Genomic DNA, 6,416 nt, shown 5'->3' on the forward strand with positions numbered 1-6,416 from the left:
GCCCGCGGCGCAAGATCAGGGTAGGCAACCCTTACTCCGGCTGTTATGGTGACGCCAGGTCGTGACAACCCGTCATGACCTCAGGTGCCGGACGCCGGCCGACCACGACCCTGGAGGTCCCATGACGGTGCTCGCGGAGATCGCCCCGCTCTCGACCCGGCTGCGCGAGGGGACGCGTGCCGAGCACTCGCAGGCGGAGTCCGAGGGGTTCGTCGAGCGGCTCCTCTCGGGGCGGCTCGACGTCGACGCGTACGCCGACCTCGCCGCGCAGCAGCTTGCCGTCTACACGGCCCTGGAGCAGGCGAGCGAGCGGATGCGGGCGGACGAGCGCGGCCGCGCCCTGGTCTTCGACGAGCTCACCCGCGTGCCCGCCATCGAGCGCGACCTCGCGCACCTGTACGGCGCCGGGTGGCGCGACGTCGTGCGCGTGCTGCCCGCGACCGAGCGCTACGTCGCGCGGCTGCACGCGGTCGGGGGCGACGTCGCCTGCTACGCGGCGCACGCCTACACGCGCTATCTCGGCGACCTCTCGGGCGGCCAGGTCATCCAGCGGATGATGCAGCGGCACTACGGCATGGGCGCCGCGGGCCTGGAGTTCTACGACTTCCCCGAGATCCGCAAGGCCAAGCCGTTCAAGGACCTGTACCGCGAGCGCCTCGACGGGCTCGAGCTCGACGACACCGAGGTGGACCTCGCCGTCTCCGAGGCGCAGGAGGCGTTCCGGCTCAACCGTGCGATGTTCGTCGAGCTGGGCGTCGCGCACCCCTGACCCGCCCCTGACCGCCCCGGCCCGGGTGACGCGGATCACCCGGGCCGACCTCTGTCCCGCGCGTGACAACTAAGGTCAGCCTCGCCTAAGTTAGGCATGCCTCAGCAGGACTCCGGCGCGAGGTCGCGTCCGGCCCGGCCCCTTCCGGCGGCCGCCCCACCAAGGAGAGAACCCGCATGTCCTCCCGCCCGGTCCGGCGCGCCCGCCGCGCCCTCGCCGCCCCGCTCGCGCTGCTGGTCGCGCCGCTGGTCGCGCTGGTCCTCACCGGCTGCACCGCGCTCGCCCCGGGCGGCGTCGTCGAGCAGGGCGCGGCCGCCGTGGACACGACGCCGCTGACCGAGCTGGACGTGCTCGACGACCCTCGGGAGTGGACCGGGGAGACCGTCGCGCGCACCGCCGAGACGCCCGTCGCCCCCGTCGCGGACGACCCGCAGCCGCAGCTCCCGGTGACCGTCACCGACGCCCAGGGCACCGAGGTCACCGTCACCGACACGAGCCGGATCCTGGCGCTCGACCTGTACGGCACGCTGTCGCGCACCGTCTTCGAGCTGGGCCTGGGCGACCGGGTCGTGGGGCGTGACACCTCCTCGACCTTCCCCGAGATCGCCGACCTCCCGCTCGTCACGGCCAACGGCCACGAGCTGACCGGCGAGGCGGTCCTGGAGCTGGCGCCCACCGTGATCCTCACCGACACGACCCTCGGGCCGTGGGACGTGCTGATGCAGATGCGCGACGCCGGCATCCCCGTCGTCGTGCTCGACCCGCACCGCAGCGTGGAGACGTCGGGCGACCTCGTGCGGTCGGTGGCGGAGGCGCTCGGGGTCCCCGGCGAGGGGGCCGAGCTGGCCGAGCGCACCCAGGCCGAGGTCGACGACGTCGTCGCGCAGGTCGCGGAGCTCGCGCCGCAGGAGAAGTCCGACCGGCTGCGCGTCGCGTTCCTCTACGTGCGCGGCCAGGCCGGCGTCTACTACCTGTTCGGCGAGGGCTCCGGCGCGGACTCGCTGGTCGAGTCGGTCGGCGCCGTCGACGTCGCGTCCGAGATCGGCTGGGAGGGCATGCGGCCCGTCAACGACGAGGGCATCGTCGCCGCGCAGCCCGACGTGCTCCTCATGATGTCCAAGGGCCTCGAGTCCGCGGGCGGGGTCGACGGGCTGCTGGAGCGACTGCCCGCCCTCGCGCAGACGCCCGCGGGGGAGAACCGCCGCATCGTCGCCATGGACGACTCGCAGATCCTCGCCTTCGGCCCGGAGACGGCCGCCGTGCTCGACGCGCTCGCCCGCGCGCTGTACGCCCCCGGGAGCCTCTCCTCCGAGAGCTCGTCCTCCGGGAGCGAGGGGTGACCGCCACCGCACCGCGCGCCACGCGCGCGGCCGTCCCCGACGCCGACCCGTCGCCGCTGCCCCCGGCGGTCCCCGCCCGCGTGGCCTGGCTCTTCGGCGGCCTGACGGCGGCGCTGCTGGCGCTCGCCGTCGTCGCGGCGGGCTCGGGGCACCTGCACATCCCGCCGGCCGAGGTGCTGGGCGGCCTCGCGCGGGGCCTGGGGCTCGACCTCGGGCCGGAGCCGTCGCACCCGAACGGGTACGCCGCCCTGTGGACCATCCGCTTCCCGCGCGTGGTCATGGCGATCCTGGTGGGCGCGGCCCTCGCCGCCGCGGGCGCGCTCATGCAGGGCGTGTTCGGCAACCCGCTCGCCGAGCCTGGCGTCGTCGGCGTCTCGTCCGGCGCGGCCGTCGCGGCGTCGGCGACCATCGTGCTCGGCGTGAGCGTCGCCGGGCCGTGGACGACGGCCGGCGCGGCGTTCCTCGGCGGCCTCGTCGCGACCTTCGCGGTCTACGCGCTCGCCCGGTCCGGCGGACGCACGGAGGTCGTGACGCTGGTCCTCACGGGTGTCGCGATCAACGCCGTGTGCGGGGCGGTGCTGGCCCTGTTCACCTTCCTGGGCGACACCCAGGAGCGCGAGCAGATCATCTTCTGGCAGCTCGGGTCCCTCAACGGCACCCGCTGGGCGTACGTCGCGATCGTCGCGCCGCTGGTGGTCGTCGGGCTCGTCGCCGCGGGCGCGATGGCGCGCCGGCTCGACCTGCTCGCCCTCGGCGAGCGCTCGGCCCGGCACCTCGGGGTCGACGTCGAGCGGCTGCGCGTCGTCGCCGTCGTCGTGGTCGCGCTGCTCACCGCCGCCGCCGTCGCGTTCTGCGGGATCATCTCGTTCGTCGGGCTGGTCGTGCCGCACCTGGTGCGCATGGCGGTCGGCCCCGGGCACCGCGTCCTCGTGCCCGCCAGCGCGCTGGGCGGCGCGGTGCTGCTGCTCGCCGCGGACATCGTCGCGCGCACCGCCGTGCCCTACGCGGACCTGCCGATCGGCATGCTCACCGCGCTCGTCGGCGGGCCCTTCTTCCTCTGGCTCGTGCGGCGCACGCGCCGCCAGGCGGGGGGCTGGGCATGACGGGGCACGGCACCGGCGCGCTGCTCCAGGTCCGCGCCGCCACGGTGCGCGTCGAGGGGGCGACGCTGCTCGACACCGTCGACGTCGACGTGCCCGTCGGCGAGGTGCTCGTCGTCGTCGGCCCGAACGGCGCGGGCAAGTCGACGTTGCTGTCCGTGCTCGCCGGGGACCGGCGGCCCGACGAGGGCGCCGTGACGCTCGACGGCGCCCCGGTGGCGGCCGTGCGCCCGGCGGAGCTCGCCCGCCACCGCGGCGTGCTGCTGCAGGAGAACCAGGTCAGCTTCCCGTTCCGCGTCGTCGACGTCGTGCGCATGGGCCGCGCACCCTGGCGCGGCACCGACGCGGAGGACCGCGACGACCTCGTCGTGGCGGACGCCCTCGACGACGCCGACGTCACGCACCTCGCGGCGCGCCGCTACCCGACGCTGTCCGGGGGCGAGAAGTCGCGCGCGTCGTACGCCCGCGTGCTCGCCCAGGAGCCGCGGCTGCTGCTGCTCGACGAGCCCACCGCCGCCCTCGACGTCCGGCACCAGGAGCGCGTGCTCGCCCGGGCCCGCGAGCACGCCCGGGCCGGCGGCGCGGTCGTCGTCGTGCTGCACGACCTGGCGCTCGCCGCCGCGTGGGCCGACCGCGTGCTGGTGCTCGCGGGCGGCCGTGTCGCCGCGCACGGCGCACCCGCCGACGTGCTCACCACAGCCCTGCTCACCGACGTCTACGACCACCCCGTCGACGTGCTGCCCCACCCCGTGACCGGGGCCCTGCTCGTGCTGCCCCGGCACGGCGCCGCGCCCGAGCACGACCCGACGCTCCCCACGCTCGCCGAGGACCCCGCATGAACCCGACCCGTCGCGCAGGCCGCCCGGCCGACCGCACCACGACGACCCTCGCGCTGCTGCTCGCTGCGCTGCTCAGCACGGCGCTCGGCGTCGGCACGCTCGTCGCGACCGCCCCGGCGGCGCAGGCCGCGGCGCGCGTGTCCGTCTCGGGCGTGGACGGCGCCGCGCGGGCGGCCGCCGACGGCCCCACGACGCTGACGCTGCGCGGCAGCGGGTTCCAGTCGGTGAAGAACGCCTTCGGCGGCGTCTACGTGCTGTTCGGCTGGGTGTCCGACCCGTCCGGCGGGTCGTGGCGGCCCAGCGCCGGCGGGGCGACCGGCGAGACGTTGCGGTACGTGCCCGACTCGGAGGCCGCGGACAACGCGGGCTACCAGCGGTTCGTGGCGTTCCCCGGGTCGAGCACCGCGGCGGAGGCGAACGGCGGCACCATCGCGGCCGACGGCACCTGGTCCGCCGAGCTCGTGGTGCCCGGGGCGCGCTTCAGCACCGTCGACCGCTCCGGCAGCGCCGTGGACGTGGACTGCACCCAGGTGCGGTGCGGCGTCATCACCATCGGGGCGCACGGGGTCGCGAACGCCGCCAACGAGTCGTTCACGCCCGTGTCGTTCGACGGCGCCGCCGCCGCGGGCACCGGCACCGACGACGCCGGGACGGGCGGCGGCTCGGACGGCGGGACGTCCGGCGGCTCCGGCGGCGGGGACGGCGCCGCGGCCGAGGCCGCCCCCGGGGCCACGGGTGACGCGAGTGACGCGGGAGCGGGTGACGACACGGCGGGCTCCGGCGCCCTGGGTGAGGGCGCGACCGCCGAGCTGCCCGGCAAGGCCACCGTGGGCGTCGACAGGGCGACGGCCGTCGCAGGCCGCGTGCTCAGCTTCGCCGGTCAGGGCTTCGAGCCGGGGGAGCAGGTGGTCGCGACCCTCGACGACGGGCTGCTCGCCGTCGGCCCCCTCGGCGCGGGCAACCACGGCGAGGTGGCGGGCCTGCTCGAGCTGCCGTCCGACCTGCGGCTCGGCACCCACGTGCTCCGGCTGACCGGCGCGTCGTCCGGGCGGGAGCCGGAGGTCGAGGTGATCGTCACGCGCGACCCCGCCGACGCCGAGGCCGCCGACGCCCTGGTCGCGGCCGCGAGCGCGGACGGCGGTGCGGCCGGCGCCGGGCCGCTCGGCCTGGCCTACAGCCCCGCGGAGCTCGCGGTGGGCGCCGCCGCCCTGCTGCTCCTGCTGCTCGTCGTGACGTCCGCGGTCACCGCCGCCCGCCGGCGCCGTGCGGCCCGCGCCGCGGCGGCCCCGGGTGCCGACGACACGCCGACCGACCCGGCCACGGAGGTGGAGCCGTGAGCGCGCGCCGCGCCCGCGCGGCCCTCGCCGCCGCGGCGGTGCTCGCGCTCCTCGCCCTCCCCGCCGCCCCGGCGCTCGCGGCGGACGACCCGGACGACGTCATCCCGCTCACCGTCACCGTGCCCCCGCGGGACGGCGCGGGGGACGGCGACGGCGGCGCCGCGACCCTGACCGACGCCGAGCTGCGGTGGGCCGTGAACACCGAGGCGGGCTCCGGCAACTACGTGGGCTGCAACTTCCTCATGGCCGGCACGCCGGGCACGGACGGGGACACCGGCGGCAGCCGGGTCTGGGACGACGGCGACGCCGGGCTCTACCACGGGCGGGCCGGGAACGTGCGCGTGCTGCGCACGGTCGGCACGGGCGCCGCCGCGACCCAGCGGCAGGCCACGTTCGGCACCCGGTGCACCGGCCCGACCGGCGAGAAGGTCACGCTCTCCACGACGTCCGGCGCCGAGGTGGTGATGGCCGGCGGTCGCGGCACGCGGGATGCCGACGGGTCCGTGGAGATCCGCTGGACCGGCTCGTTCACGGTCGTGTTCTACGGCGGCATGACGTACTGGTGGGCCGGCGACCCCGTGCTGCGGCTCGACGCGGACGGCGACGGCACGCTCACCGCGACCGCCGGCGGGTACGCCGCGGACCGCGAGGACGTCACCCGGTGGGGGAGGCTGCCCGCGACGCGGGTGACGCTCGCGACCTTCGACGGCGAGAAGCTCACGGGCAGCAAGGGCGGCTTCCTCCAGCCCGCCTACTGCGGCGTGCGGGTCGACGCCGGCGACAGCGCCCCGCAGGTGCGCCAGGACCCGGCCGGGTCGTGCTGGGGGTCGTTCCCGCAGAACCTCGTCGACTTCCAGCAGCGCACCGGGCAGGCCTCCTACTGGTACTCCTCCGGGCACCGGGACGCCGCGAAGCCGCCCGCCGTCGTCGGCGTGAGCTTCGACGCCGCGCAGAGCATCGGCAGCACGCCGCCGGTGAGCGGCGTCGGCACGGGCGGCGGTGCGAACACGCCCGGCGGCGCCGACCAGCCG

General features: G+C 76.8%; 5 protein-coding genes and 1 pseudogene. All 6 read left to right on the forward strand.

What is annotated here, in order from left to right:
- Window positions 1-121 precede the first annotated feature (121 nt).
- The gene (locus ACFVS0_RS19230) at window positions 122-769 is read left to right on the forward strand and encodes a heme oxygenase (biliverdin-producing) (RefSeq protein WP_430549139.1); all 648 of its coding nucleotides are present in this window, start codon (window positions 122-124) and stop codon (window positions 767-769) included.
- Between the two features lie 176 nt (window positions 770-945).
- A complete protein-coding gene (locus ACFVS0_RS19235; RefSeq protein ID WP_430588861.1) occupies window positions 946-2,109 on the forward strand; it encodes a hemin ABC transporter substrate-binding protein in 1,164 nt (387 codons plus the stop codon).
- Window positions 2,106-3,212 carry a FecCD family ABC transporter permease gene (locus ACFVS0_RS19240; RefSeq protein WP_430588862.1) on the forward strand — a complete coding sequence of 369 codons (1,107 nt, stop codon included), beginning with the start codon at window positions 2,106-2,108 and terminating at the stop codon, window positions 3,210-3,212. The genes ACFVS0_RS19235 and ACFVS0_RS19240 overlap by 4 nt, the downstream gene beginning before the upstream one ends.
- The gene (locus ACFVS0_RS19245; protein WP_430588863.1) at window positions 3,209-4,048 is read left to right on the forward strand and encodes a heme ABC transporter ATP-binding protein; all 840 of its coding nucleotides are present in this window, start codon (window positions 3,209-3,211) and stop codon (window positions 4,046-4,048) included. The genes ACFVS0_RS19240 and ACFVS0_RS19245 overlap by 4 nt, the downstream gene beginning before the upstream one ends.
- Window positions 4,045-5,385 (forward strand): hypothetical protein, encoded by a 1,341-nt coding sequence (locus ACFVS0_RS19250; protein WP_430588864.1) that lies wholly within the window; start codon window positions 4,045-4,047, stop codon window positions 5,383-5,385. The genes ACFVS0_RS19245 and ACFVS0_RS19250 overlap by 4 nt, the downstream gene beginning before the upstream one ends.
- Window positions 5,382-6,416: pseudogene (locus ACFVS0_RS19255) on the forward strand (hypothetical protein); the annotation flags it as partial. The gene ACFVS0_RS19250 and the pseudogene ACFVS0_RS19255, both read left to right, overlap by 4 nt.

Source organism: Isoptericola sp. NPDC058082 (genome assembly GCF_042885055.1).
GTDB lineage: Bacteria > Actinomycetota > Actinomycetes > Actinomycetales > Cellulomonadaceae > Isoptericola.